Genomic DNA, 23,995 nt, shown 5'->3' on the forward strand with positions numbered 1-23,995 from the left:
ATTTTAAGCTTTATTATTCAATTCTTGATTATACAACGCTTTCATTTTTTAAAAAGATGACAGATATAGCTAAAAAAAAAGATATCAGAGTTTACACTCTGACATCTTATCAAGCGATAGATAAATCATTCAAGATTATTCTTCTGGTTCTGTTTCAGGTTCAGTAGCAGGAGGATTTTGAATCTCCTGTACAGTATTCAAATCTGCAAAATCTCCTGTGAACAGCACACCAGCATTAGCGCTGCCTCCAGTTGGAAGACCTAGACCTGCTCCTCGAGGAACGATACGAACTTGTACGGCCTCAATACGACGAGATTGACCTGTCGTACCTGCCAGTCCTCCATCAGCCGTCCATGCTAGCCAACCTTGACCTTGGACATGAACTCGATATTGAATACTGAAGACTTGTTGCATTGCTTTTGGCAACTCAATAGCGAGTGCTTCAAGACGACGTGATTGTCCCCGTGTTCCCACAGTTACCGTACCATCTTCGTCGACTTCACCCTTCGTCCATCCTATGCCTTGCAAATGAGCTGCAATTTGCAGTTCCTCAGCCTTAACGAGACCATCTGTCCCATGCAGACCAGCATTTTCAATACCAAGTGTCAATTCTTCAAGACGACGTCCCTGTCCAGTCGTACCGATTGTTTTGATGCCTGCGCCTGTCGTAGATGCGGACCCACCATCACCATGAAGATTTCCTAAACCTTGGACATGCCCCGTACCCATTTGAACAGTTGGATGAATATGATGGATTCCCTCAACATTTACGGTCTTATAATCATTGTTTGTCTCAGGTCCTACAGCACCTTCAGCGGCATCAAGCGATACAATACCTGCTGCATCAATCTGTCCCCCATCTGATTCGGCTTCGGCTTGAGCATTTTTATCTACTACTCGAACTTGGATTGCTTCTCCTCGGATACTATATCCTTCAGTTCCTGCAAATTCATGGTTTTCAATATCTGCCCAGTCTAACCAACCTTGACCTTGGACATGCATCCGATATTCAATAGTGTACTTACCTGTCAACTGATAATCACCATCCACATGGATATTGATTCCCTCGAGACGTTGACCTGCAGTACCGAGACGTTGACCATTAGCGACATCTACATCTCCAGTGGTTTGCACGTGTCCCCCAATCTTAATTCCTGGGATAAGATTGCCATTTTCATCCTTTAATTCCAATTGGAAAGTATGAAGCGCCTGTGCTTGACCGACAGTACCTACTTGGAGTACTCCGTTTTCATCTGTAGTGACATTGTTTTGACTACCAAATTCTCCCGTAGCATGAGCACGTATCCGCATTTGATCGTTAAATTCAACGTCCACTTGGTTAGTCGCTGTAAAGAATTGACCTGGAGTAACCACTCCATCTTCTACGTTGCCAGCCATTTTTTCAATCCAGTTCTGCAACGTATTTACAGAGCCTTCAGCGTTAAACATATCTATCACATCATTAGCCTTTTCTCCTAACAATGCTTCAAGAGATGCAGTATTCATAAAGCCAGTAACGTCAAAGGCTACTCCTACGTCACCAGGATTATTGTGTTCAAAGGTAAAGGCATCTTTGTAGTCGTTTAATACTTCAAAGTTAAGTTCAACCTCACCAAGAGATGCGAATGCAGTTTTCGTAAAGTCAAGCATTGGTTTCGTATCAATAGTAAACCCACTTTCGGCGTCATTCACAATCGTACGAGTGATTTCTCCTGCATTGAACGCTCTATTCAAGGTCTCTTCAGAGAGAGTAGCTGGTAGAATTTCACCGGTGAAGAAGTTTCCACTATTAGTATTCAACCAACTTGCAAGCGCCTTAGGATTTCCCGTACCATCTGCTCCAAGTTCCGCTTTATTCAATGTGAAGTTTGTTCCATCAAACATTTTGTTAACAAGATCTTCAATCTCAGCGTCCTCTGTGATTGCTCCGAAATCTACCTGTACAACTTTACCCACTCCTATAGCCTTATCTGCAAATGAGACAAGTTCTGCTTCTACTAACGGCGTCAAATCAAGTTCTACCTCGTCCAATGGGGCATCACTCTTCAAATTTATTGTTGCTTTTGGAGAATTAATATCAGCCGCAGTGATTGTGATATCATCATTAAATTCACGGGAGATTTCTGCTGGTTGACTGATAACATCAATATCACCTGCTGATAGTACAAACGGGGTGATTGTGAGCTCAATGACCTTTGTAAACCCTTCATCATCCTCTAAAGTAATTATATATACTCCCACATCAAGGTTATCTGTGAATTCCAACTCAGTGCCGCCGTCTCCGACTACAAGTCCATGATTATCAAGCGTTTCTTCATCTTTTACTACACTAATAATGGACTCAACCACAAAGTCCGTCAAGCCCTCAATATCAGAAATAACTAAATTGCTTTCATCTCCAAAGTATCTTTCTGCTGTAGGGCTTACATCACGTGGTTGCACAAGAGAGTGCTTCGGTTCTCCTTCCAATCCCTCAGCCACTACATTCATAGCTGGTGCCATTGGTGAGATGAGCATCGTTCCTAGAGCTGCTGTGCTGGCAAATTTGCGGAAGACCGCTTTGTTGTTTCTGCGTTTCTTATTTGACATAGATTACCTCACTATTTATTATTTTTTTCTTAGAGTAGTTTCTCTTGTACAAGTACAAGAGAAAAGGGGTACCCCTTTTCATTTTCAGTTTTTTGTATCTTATAAGGACTTTAGGGAAAGTATTCACACCTAATATGATAATTTATCATATTTCTCCTTTCTCATTATTTTATAATACTATCCTAACACATCATTTCAAAACTAAGAAATAATATCCTGTAAAGCACTGAAAATATAATATTTCTGATAGTTTCCCTTTCTCTAATTTTATTCTCATTAATATAAATAACGTTTATAAACTCTTGTTCAGAGAAGTCATAAAATGAAAAAAACTAGCCGTGATTTACGGCTAGTCCTATTATTTTCATTCAATCTTCTCTTGAAGTGATTACTTTATTGGTGGGGGAATTAGCACGCACTTGCTAAGTTAAAACATTTGGTTACTTTTTTACCCACTTTACGTATAGATAAGTGGAGATTCTCTCCGTACTTTGAATAACTTGGTGACACACTCCCTGTCAATTCTAGATAATCTTACTGAGGAGGTGTAGAGGCTATGGTTATTTGCCACCTCTTGGTTATGGGAAAGTTTTTCAATGGTTGTTGTACTCGTGAGCTTTAGTTTGGGTGCAATACTGGGCGCTTTTAAGATCATTCTTGAAATTATCAAGCTCATCATCGAAATCAAAAAGCTAGCCGTAAATAACGACTAGCCAACCGTAACCAAGAATCCAGAGTACACCATGTGTTAGCAGCACACGGTTTTTTGTGTACCTTTTTCTTTGTTAGCGTTATTATAACACTTGCAGTTGAGTTTTTCAACTTAATCTGAGAGCGCTGCTTTAAGTGCTGCGACTTTGTCTGTCCTCTCCCATGGGAGATCAATATCTGTACGACCAAAGTGTCCATAAGCCGCTGTTTGAGCATAGATTGGACGGAGAAGGTCAAGCATTTTGATGATTCCGGCTGGACGAAGGTCAAAGACTTTACGGATAGCAGCAAGAAGTTCATCATCAGAAACTTTTCCTGTACCAAATGTTTCAACATTGATTGATGTTGGTGTGGCTACACCAATCGCATAAGATAGCTGGATTTGAGCTTTGTCTGCAAGTCCTGCTGCGACGATATTTTTTGCGACATAGCGCGCAGCGTATGAAGCCGAACGGTCAACTTTTGTTGCGTCTTTACCAGAGAAAGCTCCTCCACCATGAGGCGCATAACCACCATAGGTATCAACAATGATTTTGCGCCCAGTCAATCCAGAGTCACCCTGAGGGCCTCCAATAACAAAGCGTCCTGTAGGATTGATGAAATATTTTGTTTCATCATCCAGAAGTTCTGCTGGAATAACTGCTTTGATGACTTTTTCTTTCACATCTGCTGTGATTTTCTCAAGCGTCACATCTGCTGCGTGTTGTGTTGAGATAACAACAGTATCAACACGTTTTGCTTTGCCGTTGTCATCGTATTCAACGGTTACTTGTGATTTTGCATCTGGACGAAGGTATGAAATTTCTCCAGATTTGCGAAGATCCGCCAACTTTTTCACAAGTTTGTGTGAAAGTGAGATAGCGAGTGGCATATACTCTGCTGTTTCATTGGTTGCAAAGCCAAACATCATCCCTTGGTCACCTGCACCAATAAGGTCAAGCGGATCAATCACTTTCCCATCTTTTCCACGCACTTCTTCGGCTTCATTGACACCTTGTGCAATATCTGATGATTGTTCTACGAGCGATACGTGAACTCCGACTGATTTGTAATCAAAGCCGTTTTCACTATCTGTATACCCGATTTTTTTGATGGTATCACGTACAACACCTGCGATATCAACATAGGCTGATGTTGATATTTCACCAAAGACATTGACTGTACCTGTATAAACCACTGTTTCACAAGCGACATGGGCGTCTGGGTCTTGTGCAACGATGGCATCTAAGATAGCATCTGAGATTTGGTCTGCGACCTTATCTGGATGGCCTTCTGATACTGATTCTGACGTAAATAAACGTTTTTCTGACATTTTGATGTCCCCCTACTTTTTTGATTCGGTTACAAGGATTTGTCGGTCTAAATCGTTCAACTAGGGAAGCTATCTTGAAAACTCCCACGCTTCACTGATATAGAACCACCTGATTGATAAAAATCAGCCTTTCGGGACTTGTAACTCTTTTATTCTACTCTTTTTTCATGAAAATTGCACTATCATGATGATTTATCGTTTCTGATATTGTTTAATTTCTACAAATTCCGTTTGGAAATTAAGCATTAAAGTTTGCGTTTGATGATAGTTTTCCCAATCATCGCAAGACGATACAAAATCTATTTTCAGACAAGCTGGCTGAACGTTTGATTAATGCTTTTTAAACATATATTCTCTTGACAATGGCAAGCTTTGGCCTGATGAACCTTTTGTCACAAGATATTGGATAACGTCAATATTCCCCGCCTCAAAGCTTGCCGCACAAGCTTGTAAATATAAAGTCCACATTCTGGCAAATGGGCGACCCATTTCAGTTTCAACTTCATCAAAAACCTTTATGTAATTTTCATTCCAGATTTCTAGTGTTTTTTGGTAATGACGACGAAGAGGTTCTAAATCATCAAGTTGCAGTTTTGCAGTCATGATATGGTCAATATTTTCTGCAACATTTGGGATGTAACCGCCAGGGAAAATATACTTTTCGATGAATGGGTCGACTCCTGCTCCGCGATGTTGTCCAGTGATTCCGTGAATCAATGCGCGGCCATTTGGTTTCAGATAGTCATATACTTTTTGGAAGTACATTTCAAGATTTTCTTTGCCGACGTGTTCAAACATTCCTACAGATGTGATGTAGTCAAATTCTCCTTCTTTAAGGTCACGATAGTCTATGAGGAAAACTTTTACTTTGTCTTGTAATCCTAAATCTTCGGCTTTTTTGCGAACATAATAATATTGCTCATCAGACAGTGTTACTCCCACACATTCCAGACCATATTCTTGAGCTGCTTTAAAGATGAGCGTTCCCCAACCACAACCAATATCAAGTAATCTTCCACCTGGTTTGCTATTGAGTTTGTCCAGAATATGATGTACTTTAGCAATTTGTGCATCCTCTAAAGGCATTTCTTCGTGTTCAAAGTAAGCGCAAGAGTAAGTCATCGTTGGGTCGAGCCATTTCTTGTAAAAGTCATTTCCAATGTCATAATGGCTATGAATATCTTCTCGACTTTCTTTTTGGTCATGATTGCCAAGAAGTCGTTTCATGATTGCCTTGCTAAATCCTGATTGGTCTGTTAAAAAACTACCCGATTTACGATAGGCTGACGCGATAAGTTCTTGGATACTTCCGTCAATCTCAATTTCTTCATTCATGTATGCTTCAGCTAACACTAAGGTTGGTGTCGCTGAGAGGTCACTAAATGAAAATTTCTTATTAAATGTGATGTGTGCTTGGGTCGTACCATCGCCGTATTTTTCTGTTTTGCCATTCCAATAAGTCACTTCAATGGGAATGTCAAAAGCTGACGAGAGCGCTTTGTTTAATACTGTTTTTTCGAATACCAAATTGTTCTTTTCCTTTCAAAATAAGATGCAGGGCGCTCGTTCTGAATTATAAAACCAGTCTGTTTTACACTACAAAGTGTAGAGCTTTTAGGGTCTTGCTATCGGGTTGGCTCATCTCTGGGGTTTATCTCTGTTTTTGTAAAAATTTACTCAAAAAATAGAGAAATCTCAAAGATAAGAGAGTGAACTCGTTCCTAACATCATTCTAATAAAAACTATACTCTGTAGGTTAAGGAATGTCAAATAGTTGCTATCGTTAGATTTTCTGAAAGTTTAGTCTTCTTTTTATGAAACAATGTATAGACCCATTAATATAAGGATTACATACGATTTTTGGGAAGAAATATCGACTGTGCTCCTTTAAAATAATCTAATAAATACTCTTATAATCAAGTTAGATTAGAAATGAATGAAAAAGGATAAATCACTTTGAAAAATTCCGCTGCTTTTTGAGATTTTCTATCTCTGTACCTCCAGCACTACGCTGTCCGTTTGCTTATGCTTCTTTTGCGCAAAGAGCTAAATGGCATTTCTCTATGTTTCTTGACGGTGTTGCTCACATCTTGATATAATAGTCATATGAGTGACGAATTAGAAAAAAATAGTATTTTACTAAAAAATCCTTGGCTATCTGATGTTAAAATCTTTGCCGAATCTGAGTCAACACAAAAGGATGCAAAACTTGATAATCAGGAAAATTGTCTTTATATGACTGAGCGCCAACTGGCGACTTATGGGCGTTTTGGTCGCCAATATTTCGCTGCTGAAGATGGCGGAATTTATATGAGTTTAATGCTTCATCCTTCTGTCAGCACTGACAGATTGCCTAATTATACGCTTTTGACTGGCGCTGCTGTGGTCAGTGCGATTGAAAAATTGACGGATAAAAAACCTCAAATCAAATGGGTCAATGACATTTATTTGGGACAAAAAAAATTTGTCGGTATTCTCGCAGAGGCTTCTGTCAATGCTGACAAGATTCCTCAGATTATTATTGGTGTTGGAATTAATTTTTCAATTCACGATTTTCCAGAAGAATTGTCTGAAAAAGCAACTTCACTTTTTGCTAATGAACAGCCTACTGTCACACGTTCTGAGTTAGTTGCAGAAATTTGGTCAGAGTTTCATCGTTTGAGTGATGGAAATTTTTTTGATATTTATAAAGCTCACTCTTTCATTTTAGGGAAACAAGTTGAATTTACTCAATCGGGTAAGGATTACATTGGCATCGCGACAGATTTGACGGCAGCTGGGGAATTAATTGTCGATTTGTTTAACGGTCAACAAAAAGTGCTATCTAGTGGCGAAATTTCATTAAAAAAATGGACTTAATTAAGTCCATTTTTTCGTAATTATTATTATATTATTATAGGAGGTCCAGTTTTAGGTCATGGCGGACCGGTTTTTTTATTTGATTTATCTCTGGATGACTTATGTTTGGAACTTTGATGTCACACTCTATCAGAATTTCAAGAATCTTGGTTAAAAATCTGACCAGTCATCTTCTTTTTCATCTGAAATTGGTTCGGCATCCTTCATCTTGTGATTTTGATTTTTAGGTTGTTCTTCCCAAGGATTGCCCCAATTATTTGATTTTGTCGAATTCCAAGAGTCTTGGGTAAAACGATCGTCATAACGGCGCGCTTTATCATCAAAACGATTTGCCCATCTTTCTGACTTTTCGTCCATTTTACGAGACCATTTATCTGCTTTTTCTTCCCATTTTTGAGCCTTACGATCCCACTTATCTTGATAGCGCTCATTGTCCCGATTACGCTCATTGTAGTAATTCCCACGATTGCTATAGCCACTTGGCATAATCCAACTTGCCACGAAATAAAGGAAAATCAAGCCTCCCCAACTTCCAAAAGCTAATACTACAAATAGGATACGTAAAATCGTCACAACATCACGACCCCAACCAAAATATTCACAAATCCCAGCGATAACTCCGCTAATCATACGATTATTAGTAGATTTTGTTAATTGTCTTTGAGACATTATTTTTTCCTTTCTAGGTTTGGAGCGCAGGCACTTATTTTGAAGATTCGATTCAAAACAAGTGCACTATATTTTATAGCTCATAGTATGCGCTCCTCACACACTATTCTTCCGATACTGAACTTACTAAAGCAACATTGGCTATCAGGAAGCAACTCCGTTTCATCTGATTCAACTCTTTGCCTGTGTCATTAACAAACTAGCGATAAGATAGATAATGAATAATATCCCCCAACTTCCAAAAGCACCAAGGACAACCACAATACGAATAATATTGATTAACGTTCGATTCAAGCCAAAGTATTCCCCAAGTCCCCCGATGGTTCCTGCTATGACTCTATTATCACTTGACCTTGTAAGTTTTCTCTTAGACATTTATCATCCTTTTCGTTCCGTCAGTATACTGACAAAAATTTTGTCAGCAACTTTCTGCTTTAGTTTTCTTCTTTGTCAGCGTCTTTTAACCAAATTGTTCCTGATTTTGTTTCAAATTCAAAAGTCAAAGTATCTTCTCCTTGACGAACAATCGCAGCACCATTTCTTCCAGCTTCAAATGGTGTATCAAGGTTCAAACGTGTCTTATATCCACCAAAAATCGTACGCACATGACCGACAAGACCGAGTGTTTCTGGCACAGCAACTTTAATGTCACCATTCACATTTTTCACATTTAATTTGCGAGCTTTGCCAATCGTTTCAGTCACAAGGATATTACCATTGACCAATGTCACATCAGCAGATTCAAAAGCAGCTGTAATACGAATATTACCATTGACACCATTTAACTTAATTTCATCAACGGTACCATCAAGTAACTTGATTTCTCCATTTTTATTGCTGACTTCAACTGCACGACTTGTCACTTCATTGACTTCAGCAGTACCATTGACCTGATTGATATTTAAAGCATTTGCTTCGATCTTTTCAACTTTTACCTCTGCATGAACCGTACTCAATTCAATGTTGTCATAATTCTTTGCTGGTAAATACAATGTAAGGTCAGCAGCAATGCGTCCATTGACTACAATTTCAAGCGTGTCATCAACAACTTCAATTTTAGTTTTTTCAGTAACATACGCTTCAATATTTCCCTCGTCAACTGCTCCGTAAACTTTATATTCAGCTTTCACATGGGCATTATCTCCAGGTAGAACCGTTACTTTTCCGCCCTTAATGTCAATGTTGACTTTGTCAAAATCTCCCTCAACATCGTTTTCTACTGGATAAGACGTTGATTTTACTTTCGGAAAACCATTTGAAAAATCAATATTGTCATCTACTGCTTTTGAAACACCTTGAAAAAGTTCTTTACCTTTTGCAAAGATACTTTCTGCAACATTTTTCATTGCATCAGGAAAATCAACATTATGATTTACATAGCCTTCCTTGTCAGTAAATGTAAATTTTGATGAGGATTCTTCATCCGTATTGACAGATTCATCAGCTCCACCCTTTTTTTCAAGAAGTTCCAAAGCTTCATCTTCCGTAATAATTCCGCGACGCATCAAATCCATAATTCTATCTTTTTTGTTAGCCATTTTTTATCCTTTCTTGCTTTATCAAAGCACTTAACATCTTTAAAAACTTTTTTATATCTGAGGTTATCTTAACCTCACACTCTTATTATCTCAAACTTTCCAACAAAAAAAATCAGCCCAAAGACTGATTTTTCATTTGTTCCTTTAAACTGACTTACATCAATATTTTATCAGTACTGACAGCTCTCACCCACCTTCTCATTTAGGTTGAATATAAGTTGCCAATGCCGCCACCCCAGCAGATATATGACGCTCACTCACAATATTATTCCCCTTAACATTCATCTCAGAAACTAATATTGAGTTATCAGGATAGACCTTCTCCACAAAAGCCACATGACCATAAACAGAACTTGAACCTGCAACACCAGGAGGGAAACTTACTGCATAACCCTCTGTTGGAACAGTCGTCGTATAATAACCTTGGGCTTGAGCATTAATCCCCCACTCACCACCATTGCCCATATGAGTCCCAATCCGACCCCCAAGTTGAATGATTCGGTTATACACATACTGCGTACAATTCCCAAACGCATAACTCTCTGAACCTGGATATTCCACCCCATTATAAGCGGGGAAATTCGAGCTATCCAATTTTGAACTCAACACAGGACTTGTCGGTGTATCTGATGCCCACACTTGAGTACTGCTATCTACATTGTCATAGAAATTCAGATTATATTCTTGGATAATATCAATCAATTTTTGAGCATAGTCAGGATCTGTCGCAAAAACACCTTGCAACGATTCCGCTGCTTCTTGATAAGTTTTCGCCTGAGACTTCCATGAACCTGCATAAATATCTGGATTCCAAGTCGTCCCTTTCAACATTAAGTTAATGTAATCATCTAAAGATTGGTCATAGTTACTATAAACTCGAAAACTCTGTTGAATAAAATAAGGATTAGTTCCAGCAAATTCTTGCGTTTGGAATGTCACTGCTTTCCCTAAGTAAGCCCCTGTAATATTGAAAATATTAAAGTACTTCTGAGCCATATTACTTTGACCATAGCCTGACTCTAAAATCGCTTGCGCCAAGATAATTGAAGCAAAAAGATTATTTTTTCCCGCCAAAACCTGTACTCGAGGTGCAATACTCTTGATGAAAGCTTCTGGGCTAGACGCATCAATTTTCTTAATAGGTTGAGCGGCCTCTATTTTCTTCAACACAGGACCCGTATAAATCGATGTTGCATTACTCAGCTTTGAGTTTGCCACTGCCGAAGACTGATAATAAGCAGAATTCGCATAGCTAGAAACAACTGTTTCAGAATGCGAAGAAACACGACTTGTTACAGTTTTTGTAGATGAACTACCCGTTTTACTCGGAGTACTTGGCTTAGGTGACACTGGCTTCGGCTTACTTGGTGATGCTGGTGTGCTTGGCTTTGAAGCCGTCGGTTTATCTGGCGTACTCGGTGGAGTAGGAGGTGTGCTAGGTTCCGCAGGTTTGGTTTCATCTGGAGCTGTGACTGACGAATCATCTCCTGAATTTCCCGTTCCTTCCGAACTCTCCCCATTACTTCCCGTCTCATCTGGCCTATTGCTTGGTGTCTCATTATTATTATCTGTTGTTGCTTGACCCGTATCTCCTGTCTCCATTTGACCTGAATCATCACTCGTTACTAATTCATTACCATTGTTCACGACCTGTGACGTAGACGTCACCTCATTCGAAACTGGCAACTCATCTGCATGAGCCGCAGCACCAAACGTACTTATCCCCAGAGCTAGTGCTGTACCTGCTACTAACTTGTAAGTCTTTCCAATTCTTTTTTTATTATTTTCAACCTTCAAAATCAAAACCTCTTTTTATTCTGCTCGCTCTCAATGAAATTTATGATAACACTCTTATTACAATATTGTAACACTTTCTAAATTATAACGCAAGCTAATCACTTCTCACACTTATATATACGTAAGTTAATCTAAAATATCACCATAATAAATAAAAAAATCTGCCAAAATGACAGATTTTCTTTTATTAAGATTTATTCCTAATTATTAAGCTTTGTTTGCTGAACCAAACACATCAATACGTTCTTCAACAGACGCAGTAATTGCATCAAAACCAGGTTTCAAGAATTTACGTGGGTCAAAGAGTTTTTTCTTCATGTATTCTGCTTCATTAGCATCAAATTCATTAACGAATTTACGAGTCGCAGCTGCAAACGCAAGTTGACATTCCGTATTAACATTAACTTTAGCAACACCATTCGCAATAGCTTCACGAATTTGATCATCAGGGATACCTGAACCACCGTGAAGTACGATTGGCACATTGTGTCCCATAGCTTCGACCAAAGCAGCATTCAATTTTTCTAAGTGATCAATATGAAGACCAGTCCATCCTTCTGGATAAGGTCCGTGAATATTACCAATACCAGCTGCAAGGAAGTCTACACCTAGTTTAGCCATAGCAACAGCATCTTCAATAGGAGCAAGTTCACCATCACCGATGATACCATCTTCTTCACCACCAATAGTACCAACTTCACACTCTACAGAGATCCCTTTAGCGTGTGCTTTAGCGATAACTTCTTCAGCATATTTAAGGTTTTCTTCAATTGGAAGATGTGAACCATCAAACATTAATGAAGAGTAACCAACTTCAATACACTCCAAAGCATCTTCAAAATGACCATGGTCAAGGTGAATAGCCACAGGAACAGTAATACCCATTGACTCAACAAGAGTCTCAATGAGGAGTTTACACATTTTGTAACCACCCATGTATTTAGCCGCACCCATAGAAGTTTGGATCAATACAGGAGTCTTTTTAGCTTCTGCTGCACGCAAGATAGCTTGTGTCCATTCAAGGTTGTTTGTGTTGAAACCACCGATAGCGTATCCGTTATCACGAGCGGCTTGTACGAATTTTTCTGCTGAAACGATTGCCATTTCAAAATCCTCCGAATATTTTATTACCTACCTAGTATAGCATTTTGTGAAGTATTTTTCTAGTGCTAGCACATCAAAAGATAAAAGTAATCGCTTAACTACGCGGTTTAACACTAAAGTAGTAAAAAAAGTTGGTAACAAAGTTACCAACTATATAATCCCGAGGACCGGTTTCGAACCGGTACGAAGGTTACCCCTCGCAGGATTTTAAGTCCTGTGCGTCTGCCAGTTCCGCCACCCCGGGTGATTATAGAAAAACTCCCACTGGGGAGAAATTAAGCGAACGACGAGATTCGAACTCGCGACCCCAACCATGGCAAGGTTGTGTTCTACCCCTGAACTACGTTCGCAACGCTTGTGTCTTCCGACAATGCCGACTACATGATTCGAACACGCGACCCTCTGATTACAAATCAGATGCTCTACCAACTGAGCTAAGTCGGCTAATACCTAAAAATGCGGATGAAGGGACTTGAACCCCACGCTGTTAAGCGCTAGATCCTAAATCTAGTGCGTCTGCCAATTCCGCCACATCCGCGAGGAATTATGACCCGTGCTGGGCTCGAACCAGCGACCCTTTGATTAAAAGTCAAATGCTCTACCAACTGAGCTAACGAGTCATTAGTCTATCGACTAACGGTTCCGACGGGAATCGAACCCGCGATCTTCGCCGTGACAGGGCGACGTGATAACCGCTACACTACGGAACCTATTCAAATAAAGGCTGAACCAACCTATGGGAGTTAACGGGATCGAACCGCTGACCCTCTGCTTGTAAGGCAGATGCTCTCCCAGCTGAGCTAAACTCCCCAAACTTGGCCATTAGCTTATCTCCCAGAGGGCAACCCCCAAGTACTTCCGCCGTAGATGGACTTAACTGCTGTGTTCGGCATGGGAACAGGTGTATCTCCATCGCAATGATGACCAAATCATTAAATGTTACTTTGAACATTCAAAACTAAATAACAATTCTTCTAACTCCTAAACCATAAGCATTTTATATTTGACTCTCTTGGTAAAGTCCTCGAGCGATTAGTACTGGTCCGCTCCACCCCTCACAGGGCTTCCACTTCCAGCCTATCAACCAGATCATCTCTCTGGGCTCTTAATTCTTACGAATGGGAAATCTCATCTTGAGGTGGGCTTCGCACTTAGATGCTTTCAGCGCTTATCCCTTCCCTACATAGCTATCCAACCGTGCTCCTGGCGGAACAACTGGTACACCAGCGGTAGGTCCATCCCGGTCCTCTCGTACTAAGGACAGATCCTCTCAAATTTCCTACGCCCGCGACGGATAGGGACCGAACTGTCTCACGACGTTCTGAACCCAGCTCGCGTGCCGCTTTAATGGGCGAACAGCCCAACCCTTGGGACCGACTACAGCCCCAGGATGCGACGAGCCGACATCGAGGTGCCAAACCTCCCCGTCGATGTGAACTCTTGGGGGAGATAAGCCTGTTATCCCCAGGGTAGCTTTTATCCGTTGAGCGATGGCCCTTCCATGCGGTACCACCGGATCACTAAGCCCTAGTTTCCTACCTGCTCGAGTTGTAGCTCTCGCAGTCAAGCTCCCTTATACCTTTACACTCTACGATTGATTTCCAACCAATCTGAGGGAACCTTTGGGCGCCTCCGTTACTCTTTAGGAGGCGACCGCCCCAGTCAAACTGTCCGTCAGACACTGTCTCCCTGGCCGATATTGCCAGCGGGTTAGAGTAACCATAAGTCAAGGGTAGTATCCCAACAACGCCTCAATAGAAACTAGCGTCCCTATTTCAATGGCTCCTACCTATCCTGTACATGACTTACAGGTACTCAATATCAAACTACAGTAAAGCTCCATGGGGTCTTTCCGTCCTGTCGCGGGTAACCTGCATCTTCACAGGTACTAAAATTTCACCGAGTCTCTCGTTGAGACAGTGCCCAAATCATTACGCCTTTCGTGCGGGTCGGAACTTACCCGACAAGGAATTTCGCTACCTTAGGACCGTTATAGTTACGGCCGCCGTTTACTGGGGCTTCAATTCAGGGCTTCGCTTACGCTAACTCCTCCTCTTAACCTTCCAGCACCGGGCAGGCGTCACCCCCTATACATCACCTTGCGGTTTAGCAGAGAGCTGTGTTTTTGATAAACAGTTGCTTGGGCCTATTCACTGCGGCTGGCTTTTACACCAGCACCCCTTCTCCCGAAGTTACGGGGCTATTTTGCCGAGTTCCTTAACGAGAGTTCTCTCGATCACCTGAGGCTACTCGCCTCGACTACCTGTGTCGGTTTGCGGTACGGGTAGATATAATTTAACGCTAGAAGATTTTCTTGGCAGTGTGACATCAAGGAGTTCGTTTCCGTAGAAACTTCCCCATCACAGCTCAATGTTAAAGAGAAATGCATTTGACACATCTCACACCTCACTGCTTAGACCAGAATCCATTAACTGGCATCCTTTAGCCTACTGCGTCCCTCCATCACTATTATATCTAGTATAGGAATATCAACCTATTGTCCATCGACTACGCCTTTCGGCCTCGCCTTAGGTCCCGACTAACCCAGGGCGGACGAGCCTTCCCCTGGAAACCTTAGTCTTACGGTGGATAAGATTCTCACTTATCTTGCGCTACTCATACCGGCATTCTCACTTCTTAACGCTCCAGCACTCCTCACGGTATACCTTCTTCGCGGTTAAGAACGCTCTCCTACCATTGATAAAATATCAATCCAAAGCTTCGGTAATATGTTTAGCCCCGGTACATTTTCGGCGCAGGGTCACTCGACTAGTGAGCTATTACGCACTCTTTGAATGATAGCTGCTTCTGAGCTAACATCCTAGTTGTCTGTGCAACCCCACATCCTTTTCCACTTAACATATATTTTGGGACCTTAGCTGTTGGTCTGGGCTGTTTCCCTTTCGACTACGGATCTTAGCACTCGCAGTCTGACTGCCGAACATGTGTATTAGCATTCGGAGTTTATCTGAGATTGGTAATCCGAGATGGACCCCTCACCCAAACAGTGCTCTACCTCCAATACACTTACATTTCGACGCTAGCCCTAAAGCTATTTCGGAGAGAACCAGCTATCTCCCAGTTCGTTTGGAATTTCTCCGCTATCCACAAGTCATCCAAACACTTTTCAACGTGTCCTGGTTCGGGCCTCCAGTGCGTCTTACCACACCTTCACCCTGCTCATGGATAGGTCACTAGGTTTCGGGTCTACATCATGATACTAAAACGCCCTATTCAGACTCGCTTTCGCTGCGGCTCCGTCTCTTCAACTTAACCTCGCATCATAACGTAACTCGCCGGTTCATTCTACAAAAGGCACGCTCTCACCCATTAACGGGCTCGAACTTCTTGTAGGCACACGGTTTCAGGTGCTATTTCACTCCCCTTTCGGGGTTCTTTTCACCTTTCCCTCACGGTACTGGTTCACTATCGGTCACTAAGGAGTATTTAGGGTTGGGAGATGGTCCTCCCGGATTCAAACTGGATTTCGCGTGTCCAGCCCTACTCAGGATACTGCTAGGTATAAGCGCTATTTCGTCTACGGGATTATTACCCTCTTTGATTAACCTTCCCAGGTTATTCGACTATAATGCTTAAGTCCACGTTGCAGTCCTACAACCCCAAGAAGCAAGCTTCTTGGTTTGCCCTTCTTCGCGTTCGCTCGCCGCTACTTACGAAATCGTTTTTACTTTCTCTTCCTGCAGGTACTTAGATGTTTCAGTTCTCTGCGTTACCTTTACATGAGCTATGTATTCACTCATGAATAACTGCTAGTAGCAGCTGGGTTTCCCCATTCGGAAATCAACGGATCAAAGCGTACTTACAGCTCCCCGTCGCATATCGTCGTTAGTCACGTCCTTCTTCGGCTCTTAGTGCCAAGGCATCCACCGTGCGCCCTTATTAACTTTGCCATGATGATTTAAAATCATCGTTTTTCAAGTATAAGTTTGTAAATTCTTTAAAATTCACAGCTTTTCGGTTTATTTATCGTTATTAGATATTGTTATTTAGTTTTCAATGTTCAATTCTATTTTTATGTCTTCGTTGACAATAAGATAACTGAACTTTCCGCAAGCGGACCGCCCTTCCTATCTTAATGGAGCCTAGCGGGATCGAACCGCTGACCTCCTGCGTGCAAAGCAGGCGCTCTCCCAGCTGAGCTAAGGCCCCACAATCAAGAATTTGATTCTTGCTTAGGTTTATTAACTAAACCCCTCAAAACTGAATAAAGTTGAATGCTCACGTCTTTGTAACTATTCCTTAGAAAGGAGGTGATCCAGCCGCACCTTCCGATACGGCTACCTTGTTACGACTTCACCCCAGTCATCGGTCTTACCTTAGGAAGCGCCCTCCTTGCGGTTAGGCAACCTACTTCGGGTACTCCCAACTCCCGTGGTGTGACGGGCGGTGTGTACAAGGCCCGGGAACGTATTCACCGCGGCGTGCTGATCCGCGATTACTAGCGATTCCGACTTCATGTAGGCGAGTTGCAGCCTACAATCCGAACTGAGAATGGTTTTAAGAGATTAGCTAAACATCACTGTCTCGCGACTCGTTGTACCATCCATTGTAGCACGTGTGTAGCCCAGGTCATAAGGGGCATGATGATTTGACGTCATCCCCACCTTCCTCCGGTTTATCACCGGCAGTCTCACTAGAGTGCCCAACTTAATGATGGCAACTAGTAATAGGGGTTGCGCTCGTTGCGGGACTTAACCCAACATCTCACGACACGAGCTGACGACAACCATGCACCACCTGTCACCGATGTACCGAAGTAACTCCTTATCTCTAAGGATAGCATCGGGATGTCAAGACCTGGTAAGGTTCTTCGCGTTGCTTCGAATTAAACCACATGCTCCACCGCTTGTGCGGGCCCCCGTCAATTCCTTTGAGTTTCAACCTTGCGGTCGTACTCCCCAGGCGGAGTGCTTATTGCGTTAGCTGCGATACAGAAAACTTATAGCTTCCTACATCTAGCACTCATCGTTTACGGCGTGGACTACCAGGGTATCTAATCCTGTTTGCTCCCCACGCTTTCGAGCCTCAGTGTCAGTTACAGGCCAGAGAGCCGCTTTCGCCACCGGTGTTCCTCCATATATCTACGCATTTCACCGCTACACATGGAATTCCACTCTCCTCTCCTGCACTCAAGTCTACCAGTTTCCAATGCATACAATGGTTGAGCCACTGCCTTTTACACCAGACTTAATAAACCACCTGCGCTCGCTTTACGCCCAATAAATCCGGACAACGCTCGGGACCTACGTATTACCGCGGCTGCTGGCACGTAGTTAGCCGTCCCTTTCTGGTTAGATACCGTCACTGCATGGATTTTCCACTCCCACACACGTTCTTCTCTAACAACAGAGTTTTACGATCCGAAAACCTTCTTCACTCACGCGGCGTTGCTCGGTCAGACTTTCGTCCATTGCCGAAGATTCCCTACTGCTGCCTCCCGTAGGAGTTTGGGCCGTGTCTCAGTCCCAATGTGGCCGATCACCCTCTCAGGTCGGCTATGTATCATCGCCTTGGTGAGCCTTTACCTCACCAACTAGCTAATACAACGCGGGATCATCTCTGAGTGATGCTTTTGCATCTTTCAAACTTTTAACTTGTGTTTAAAGTTGTTATGCGGTATTAGCATTCGTTTCCAAATGTTGTCCCCCGCTCAAAGGCAGATTCCCCACGCGTTACTCACCCGTTCGCTGCTCTTCCAGTCGGTACAAGTACCTTCCTTCAGCGCTCAACTTGCATGTATTAGGCACGCCGCCAGCGTTCGTCCTGAGCCAGGATCAAACTCTCAAATAAAGTATTTAAGTCACCGTAGTGACTGGCTTGTCTTTCATTATTGATTGACAGATTTTTTTGATGTATCTTACTACATCACATGAGTCATTCTTCTTTATTCAGTTTTCAAGGGTCTATTCGCTTGAGCGGCTTCCCTCTCTCGCGACAACTATTATATTCTATCAAACACCACTTCCTTTGTCAAGAATTTGTTGTGTTTTCACAAAACTTTTTTTTATCCTCCTTTATGACACATAGTTTAATCTTAGAAGCAGCCCTTAAACTAAATAAAAAACCACTTGAGCATGGTCTTTTATTTGGGCTAGTATTCTATTCTTGGGAGATTTATTTTTTTTACCTCTGATATAATTCTGATGAATACGATGCAAGCTACCGCAATTGACAATGCAAAATAATGATTTAACTCTGGACGTAAAATAACGTACAGAATCCCTCCTATAATACAGGATACTGCATAAATATTTTCTCGAAATATCATCGGGACTTGGTTGGCTATGATATCGCGGATCATTCCTCCACCAACTCCCGTGAGAACTCCTAAAAATACAATAAAAAACAAATTATGTTCAAATCCTTTAGCAATGCCTGCATCTATCCCTAAAACTGTAAAAATTCCTAAACCGATAGCGTCCGAAACCAGTAAAAGAATATTATAAAAACGTGCAACTTTAAAAATATTAAAAGCTTCTCTCTTTGATTTTATAACCGTAGCAATTGCCATAGAAGTGATTGAAGCAATGACTGATATAATAATGAAAAAAGGTGATTTTAATGATGTTGGCGGAACAATACCTAACAACAAATCTCGAAAAATCCCTCCACCTACTGCTGTGATAACGGACATCACTAAAATCCCAAAAACATCTAATTTATGATTAATTCCAACTACGGTTCCCGAGATAGCAAATGCAACTGTGCCTAAAATTTCAAAAAACAGGTAGATGTTGTTAATCACGTGAGGTCCCCTTACTCTTTATTATGATGTTGATATAAATTAGCAATTAGCGATAGTATTCATTATACATTATATCTTATGTAATTTCGATAAAAAAAGACTACTTAATAAGTAGTCTTTTTAGTCAGTTAACACGGCTGAAGTTTGCAACGTCTTCTGTGATGTTGGTGATAAAATCTTCAAACGGAATAACCGTTGTTTCTTTTGAACCATAGCGACGGATATTAACCGTACCATCTGCTTGTTCTTGATCTCCTATAACAATTTGATATGGAATTTTGTGAGTTTGAGATTGACGAATTTTGTAACCCATTTTTTCATTGGTATCATCGACTTTTACTCTAAAGCCTTTATCTTGAAGTTTATGTTGAATTTCCCATGCATAATCAGCATGAATTTCGTTGTTTACTGGAATGATTGTAGCTTGTGTTGGAGCTAACCATGTTGGGAATGCTCCTTTGTAAACTTCAATGAGATATGCCGTGAACCGTTCCATCGTTGAGACAATACCGCGGTGTACCATAACTGGACGATGTTTTTCACCATCTGAACCAATATAACTAAGGTCAAAACGTTCTGGAAGAAGAAAGTCAAGCTGAATAGTTGATAGTGTTTCTTCATTTCCAAGAGCAGTTTTGACTTGAACATCTAATTTTGGCCCGTAAAAAGCTGCTTCTCCTTCTGCTTCGAAATAATCAAGTTCAAGCTCATCCATTGCTGCTTTAAGCATACTTTGAGCATTTTCCCACATTTCATCATTATCATAATATTTATGTGTATCTTCTGGATCACGATATGACAAACGGAAGCGATAATCTGTGACATTAAAGTCTTTATAGACATCCATCATCAATGTTAAGGCATTTTGGAATTCTTCTTTGATTTGGTCTGGACGAACAAAAATGTGACCATCATTAAGTGTCATTTCACGGACTCTTTGTAGACCTGAGAGAGCTCCTGATTTTTCATAACGGTGCATCATCCCTAGTTCAGCGATACGAATTGGCAACTCGCGGTATGAACGAACATCATTTTTATAAACTTGAATATGATGCGGGCAATTCATTGGACGAAGCACCATTTCCTCTCCATCTCCCATATCCATAGGCGGGAACATATCTTCTTGATAATGATCCCAGTGTCCTGATGTTTTATAAAGTTCAACATTAGCCATGATTGGTGTGTAGACGTGCCAATAGCCTCGTTTAACTTCCATATCTGTAATATAGCGTTCAATTGTACGTCGAATTGTTGCGCCGTTTGGCAACCAGACTGGGAGACCTGAGCCAATTTCTTGAACATTTGCAAAAAGTTCAAGTTCACGTCCAAGTTTACGATGATCACGTTCTTTCATTTCTTCACGGAATTTGAGATTTGCTTCAAGCTCATCTTTTGTAAACCATGCTGTTCCGTAAATACGTTGCATCATTTTGTTATCCGAATTTCCACGCCAGTAAGCCCCTGCAACATTTAAAAGATGGAAAAATTTAATAACTCCTGTACTAGGAACATGAGGACCACGGCAAAGGTCCGTGTATTCTCCTTGAGTATAAATTGTCAATCCACCTTCATCTTCATTGTGTTCTTCAATGAGCTCGAGTTTGTATGGGTCATGAGCAAAGATTTCCTTTGCTTGTTCTTTAGTGACTTCTCTTCTTTCAGATTTGAAGTTTTCTTTCACAATTTTCTTCATTTCTGCTTCAATAACTGGAAGATCTTCATTGGTAATTTGACCTTCGTTATTATCGGTATCGTAATAGAAACCGTCTTGAATCGCTGGTCCTACCCCAAGATGAATATTTGGGAAGTGACGTTTTGCTGCTTGAGCAAAAAGGTGGGCAGCACTGTGACGAAGAATCCCTAATGCATCTTCGTGTTCCGGTGTCACAATCTCAAAATCTGCATCTCCCATAATTGCACGTGTTGCATCAATAAGTTTGCCGTTAACTTTTCCTGCTAAAGTTTTTCTGGCGAGACTAGGTGAGATTGACTTTGCGATTTCAAATGTTGTTACACCAGATTCGAACTCTTTGATGTTACCGTCTGGAAATGTGATTTTAATCATATTTTTGCCTTCCTTTGTTTGTTTTAATAATCTGTCAGTACTGACAGATTTATAGAAATAAAAAAAACGCAAATCATCATCCTAAAAGGACGCAATTTGCGTGTTACCACCTTTGTTTAGTTACCGACAGAATCCTGTCAGTGACTTACTTGTCTTTGACGTAACGTGCCAGCAACGCTTTCTGTTATTTCCAGAAAGAAATTTCACTTGAGTTTTATCTCTTATTACTTTGTACGAGTGGTATTTTTAGTTTCTATCTATAGACTTGCATCAACCGCCTACTTTCTTTAAAATTTTCACTAAAAACTTGTCTCTTTTTATATTGTAAATTTTATACAGTGGTTTGTCAAGAAGAAAATTAACAATCTAACGATGATTTTTTATCATGTGACGTATTGCAAATAATGGATGATAGATTATCATGCGTGGTCCCGAATATCTCATAATTACTCGAATTTTTTCCCTCATGTTCTTGCTATAGCAATGAACTGTGCATTTTTGACAAGTTGTCTTATCGTCACCAAAACGGCAATAAGTCAGTCTGATCTGAGCATAGTCATGAATTTTTTGACAATCCTCACAAAGCTCTTTTTTATACCCGTGGTTCTTCGTGCAATATAATTTGATCATGCGTGTAACGGTAGATTTTTCATATCGTATTTTTGGACCAACATTAACTTCTCTTGGCATGAAACGCTCCCCTGTTTATATAAACTTAGCGTATTAAGTTTTAAATATTTATTTTTATCCAATACTATTAATTTTATCAAAAAAGCACCCATAGGTGCTAAATCTTTTAAAAACTTTTGAGTAAAAATAATAAGTTTCTAACAACACTTGAAATCCGTCAATGTCTTTGTTCGATATTTTGCTTTGTCTTGTAGGAAAGGAAATCTCGTGCAACATCTTTGTCAAAATCATTAAGTTGTTTGATGACTTGATTTTGAATCGTTTCAATTTCGATTTTTTCAAATGGAAGTTCAGCAATAACTTTTTCTACAACTTTTGTGACATTATTTGCTATCATGTTAGCGTGTAAAGGCTTGTCTGCATATTTTCCATTAATTGCAGCTTTAAAAACTGCCGTTTGAATACGGAAACTGTCCCAATCTACAACACGTCCATTTCGTTTGATTACAACTTTATTGAGTAATTTTGGTTGCATATTTTACCTCCAACTAATTCATTCTTAGCTTTATTATATCAAAATTCTCTCTATTAACTAAATGTATTCATCACTAAAATGATATTAAGGACTGTAATAAGCAATCCCATCAACAAAAGTAACATTTTTGTGTACCATACATTCTTATATTTGCCCATCACTTTTTTTGAACTAGTGAGGTAAATTTGTAGAAATATGGTAATTGGCAATTGGAGACTTAAAAAAACCTGAGAGTAAATTAAAATATTAAAAGTTGTGGTCACTAGACTAAGCACACAAATTGCGATTGTCGCAGCAACAATTGTAATCAACACACCTAATTTACTATGTGGATCATGAATATCATAGGGTTCGCTGAAAATTCCAGCAAAAATTGAACCTCCAGCCATACCCGCAGTCACAGATGAGGCAATCCCAGCAAAAAGAAAAGCAAGAGCAAAAATAATGGCACTAGCTGGTCCTAAAAGAGGAGTTAACATTTCCTGAGCCTGATTGATTTCTGTAACAACTTTGGGGAAAAACACCGCTGCAGCAATAATGATAATGGCACTGTTAATAACCCAACCCAAAAACATTGAAAAAAGCGTATCAAAAAACTCAAATTTTAGTTGCTTTTGAATCACAGCTTCGTTTTCCAAATTCCATTGACGACTTTGGATAACCTCAGAGTGTAGAAAAAGATTATGCGGCATCACAACTGCTCCTAAAGCACTCATGATAATAGGAATTGAAGCACTGCTGATTGAAGGACGAATGGTTGCCTTTGCCGCAGATATCCAATCAATGTGTGGAATGATAAAAATTTCAAAAAGAAGTGCAAGACCAATCAGACTAACAAAGCCAATAATAACTTTTTCGATTTTTGAATATGAATTACTAAAAAGAAACCAAATCACAAGACCAGCAGTAAGTACCGCCCCCACCGGAATCGGCAACTTGAATAACATCTCTAAAGCAATCGCTCCACCTAGTATTTCCGCTACCGCCGTAGAAATTGATGCCAAAACTGCTGTTCCCAAAATAATTCGACTAACCACGGGTTTCAAATATTGGGTAGCATTTTCCGATAGACACTTCCCTGTAACAATGCCTAAATGTGCAACATTATGCTGAAGAAAAGCAAGCATTATGGTCGATAAAGTGATAACCCAAAGTAATTTGTAGCCAAACTGTGAACCTGCGGCAAGGTTAGCCGCCCAATTCCCTGGGTCAATGAAACCAACAGCAACGATTAGTCCTGGACCAACATAACGTAAAAAATCTAATGCTGGATGTCGCTTATCTCGTAAAAATTTTCTCAATTATTTTCTCACATTTTCTGTAATTCTTGTCAAATATTATAACACCTAACGATAATAATTACAAAGTTAAAAATCAAGTAAGAAAAAGCCATCAACTATGATAGTTGATGGCTTTTATT

14 protein-coding genes, 8 tRNA genes and 3 rRNA genes are annotated in these 23,995 nt (G+C 40.6%); 1 reads left to right on the forward strand and 24 read right to left on the reverse strand.

Features of this window, described 5'->3' with window-relative positions; all coding sequences use genetic code 11:
- Positions 1-135 precede the first annotated feature (135 nt).
- From D7I46_RS07520 to D7I46_RS07530, 3 genes are all read right to left on the reverse strand, one after another.
- Entirely contained in the window at positions 136-2,589 is a 2,454-nt protein-coding gene (locus D7I46_RS07520) for a hypothetical protein (RefSeq protein ID WP_120772337.1), read from the reverse strand.
- Between the two features lie 823 nt (positions 2,590-3,412).
- Positions 3,413-4,612: a methionine adenosyltransferase gene (gene metK, locus D7I46_RS07525; RefSeq protein WP_120772338.1), complete on the reverse strand. Its 1,200-nt coding sequence runs from the start codon at positions 4,610-4,612 to the stop codon at positions 3,413-3,415.
- Positions 4,613-4,942: 330 nt separating this feature from the next.
- The gene (locus D7I46_RS07530) at positions 4,943-6,139 is read right to left on the reverse strand and encodes an SAM-dependent methyltransferase (RefSeq protein WP_120772339.1); all 1,197 of its coding nucleotides are present in this window, start codon (positions 6,137-6,139) and stop codon (positions 4,943-4,945) included.
- 579 nt (positions 6,140-6,718) lie between these two features.
- Here D7I46_RS07530 and D7I46_RS07535 point away from each other — a divergent pair.
- On the forward strand, positions 6,719-7,471 hold the full coding sequence (locus D7I46_RS07535; protein ID WP_120772340.1) for a biotin--[acetyl-CoA-carboxylase] ligase: 753 nt from the start codon (positions 6,719-6,721) through the stop codon (positions 7,469-7,471).
- A gap of 150 nt (positions 7,472-7,621) precedes the next feature.
- Here the strand turns inward: D7I46_RS07535 and D7I46_RS07540 are convergent, their stop codons facing one another.
- The 21 genes from D7I46_RS07540 to D7I46_RS07640 form a co-directional block, all read right to left on the reverse strand.
- Positions 7,622-8,140, reverse strand: coding sequence for a PspC domain-containing protein (locus D7I46_RS07540; protein ID WP_120772341.1), 519 nt, complete (start codon positions 8,138-8,140; stop codon positions 7,622-7,624).
- A gap of 171 nt (positions 8,141-8,311) precedes the next feature.
- Positions 8,312-8,515, reverse strand: coding sequence for a PspC domain-containing protein (locus D7I46_RS07545; RefSeq protein ID WP_120772342.1), 204 nt, complete (start codon positions 8,513-8,515; stop codon positions 8,312-8,314).
- A gap of 59 nt (positions 8,516-8,574) precedes the next feature.
- Complete coding sequence (locus D7I46_RS07550; protein WP_120772343.1) at positions 8,575-9,678, reverse strand: DUF4097 family beta strand repeat-containing protein; 1,104 nt, start codon at positions 9,676-9,678, stop codon at positions 8,575-8,577.
- Positions 9,679-9,876: 198 nt separating this feature from the next.
- Positions 9,877-11,475: an amidase domain-containing protein gene (locus D7I46_RS07555; protein WP_120772344.1), complete on the reverse strand. Its 1,599-nt coding sequence runs from the start codon at positions 11,473-11,475 to the stop codon at positions 9,877-9,879.
- Positions 11,476-11,682: 207 nt separating this feature from the next.
- Positions 11,683-12,579 (reverse strand): class II fructose-bisphosphate aldolase, encoded by an 897-nt coding sequence (locus tag D7I46_RS07560; protein ID WP_120772345.1) that lies wholly within the window; start codon positions 12,577-12,579, stop codon positions 11,683-11,685.
- A 158-nt stretch (positions 12,580-12,737) separates the two neighbouring features.
- A tRNA-Leu gene (locus tag D7I46_RS07565) sits at positions 12,738-12,823 on the reverse strand.
- A gap of 34 nt (positions 12,824-12,857) precedes the next feature.
- A tRNA-Gly gene (locus D7I46_RS07570) sits at positions 12,858-12,929 on the reverse strand.
- A 21-nt stretch (positions 12,930-12,950) separates the two neighbouring features.
- Positions 12,951-13,023, reverse strand: a tRNA-Thr gene (locus tag D7I46_RS07575).
- A 13-nt stretch (positions 13,024-13,036) separates the two neighbouring features.
- Positions 13,037-13,117 (reverse strand) — tRNA-Leu (locus D7I46_RS07580).
- A 9-nt stretch (positions 13,118-13,126) separates the two neighbouring features.
- Positions 13,127-13,199: transfer RNA gene (locus D7I46_RS07585), tRNA-Lys, on the reverse strand.
- A gap of 17 nt (positions 13,200-13,216) precedes the next feature.
- A tRNA-Asp gene (locus D7I46_RS07590) sits at positions 13,217-13,289 on the reverse strand.
- A 27-nt stretch (positions 13,290-13,316) separates the two neighbouring features.
- A tRNA-Val gene (locus D7I46_RS07595) sits at positions 13,317-13,389 on the reverse strand.
- A gap of 3 nt (positions 13,390-13,392) precedes the next feature.
- Positions 13,393-13,508: ribosomal RNA gene (gene rrf / locus D7I46_RS07600) — 5S ribosomal RNA — on the reverse strand.
- An 83-nt stretch (positions 13,509-13,591) separates the two neighbouring features.
- Positions 13,592-16,490 (reverse strand): 23S ribosomal RNA (locus D7I46_RS07605).
- A gap of 186 nt (positions 16,491-16,676) precedes the next feature.
- A tRNA-Ala gene (locus tag D7I46_RS07610) sits at positions 16,677-16,749 on the reverse strand.
- Positions 16,750-16,843: 94 nt separating this feature from the next.
- Positions 16,844-18,390: ribosomal RNA gene (locus tag D7I46_RS07615) — 16S ribosomal RNA — on the reverse strand.
- Together the 16S, 23S and 5S rRNA genes with 8 tRNA genes alongside form the textbook arrangement of a ribosomal RNA operon.
- Positions 18,391-18,691: 301 nt before the next feature.
- Complete coding sequence (locus tag D7I46_RS07620; protein WP_120772346.1) at positions 18,692-19,345, reverse strand: trimeric intracellular cation channel family protein; 654 nt, start codon at positions 19,343-19,345, stop codon at positions 18,692-18,694.
- 124 nt (positions 19,346-19,469) lie between these two features.
- A complete protein-coding gene (thrS, locus tag D7I46_RS07625) occupies positions 19,470-21,410 on the reverse strand; it encodes a threonine--tRNA ligase (protein ID WP_120772347.1) in 1,941 nt (646 codons plus the stop codon).
- Positions 21,411-21,776: 366 nt separating this feature from the next.
- Positions 21,777-22,100 carry a nitrous oxide-stimulated promoter family protein gene (locus D7I46_RS07630; RefSeq protein WP_120772348.1) on the reverse strand — a complete coding sequence of 108 codons (324 nt, stop codon included), beginning with the start codon at positions 22,098-22,100 and terminating at the stop codon, positions 21,777-21,779.
- Positions 22,101-22,257: 157 nt separating this feature from the next.
- Complete coding sequence (locus tag D7I46_RS07635; protein ID WP_120772349.1) at positions 22,258-22,575, reverse strand: ATP cone domain-containing protein; 318 nt, start codon at positions 22,573-22,575, stop codon at positions 22,258-22,260.
- 53 nt (positions 22,576-22,628) lie between these two features.
- Entirely contained in the window at positions 22,629-23,876 is a 1,248-nt protein-coding gene (locus D7I46_RS07640; protein ID WP_120772350.1) for an Nramp family divalent metal transporter, read from the reverse strand.
- Positions 23,877-23,995: the final 119 nt, after the last annotated feature.

Origin of the sequence: Lactococcus allomyrinae (genome assembly GCF_003627095.1) — a bacterium.
Taxonomy (GTDB): Bacteria; Bacillota; Bacilli; order Lactobacillales; family Streptococcaceae; genus Lactococcus; species Lactococcus allomyrinae.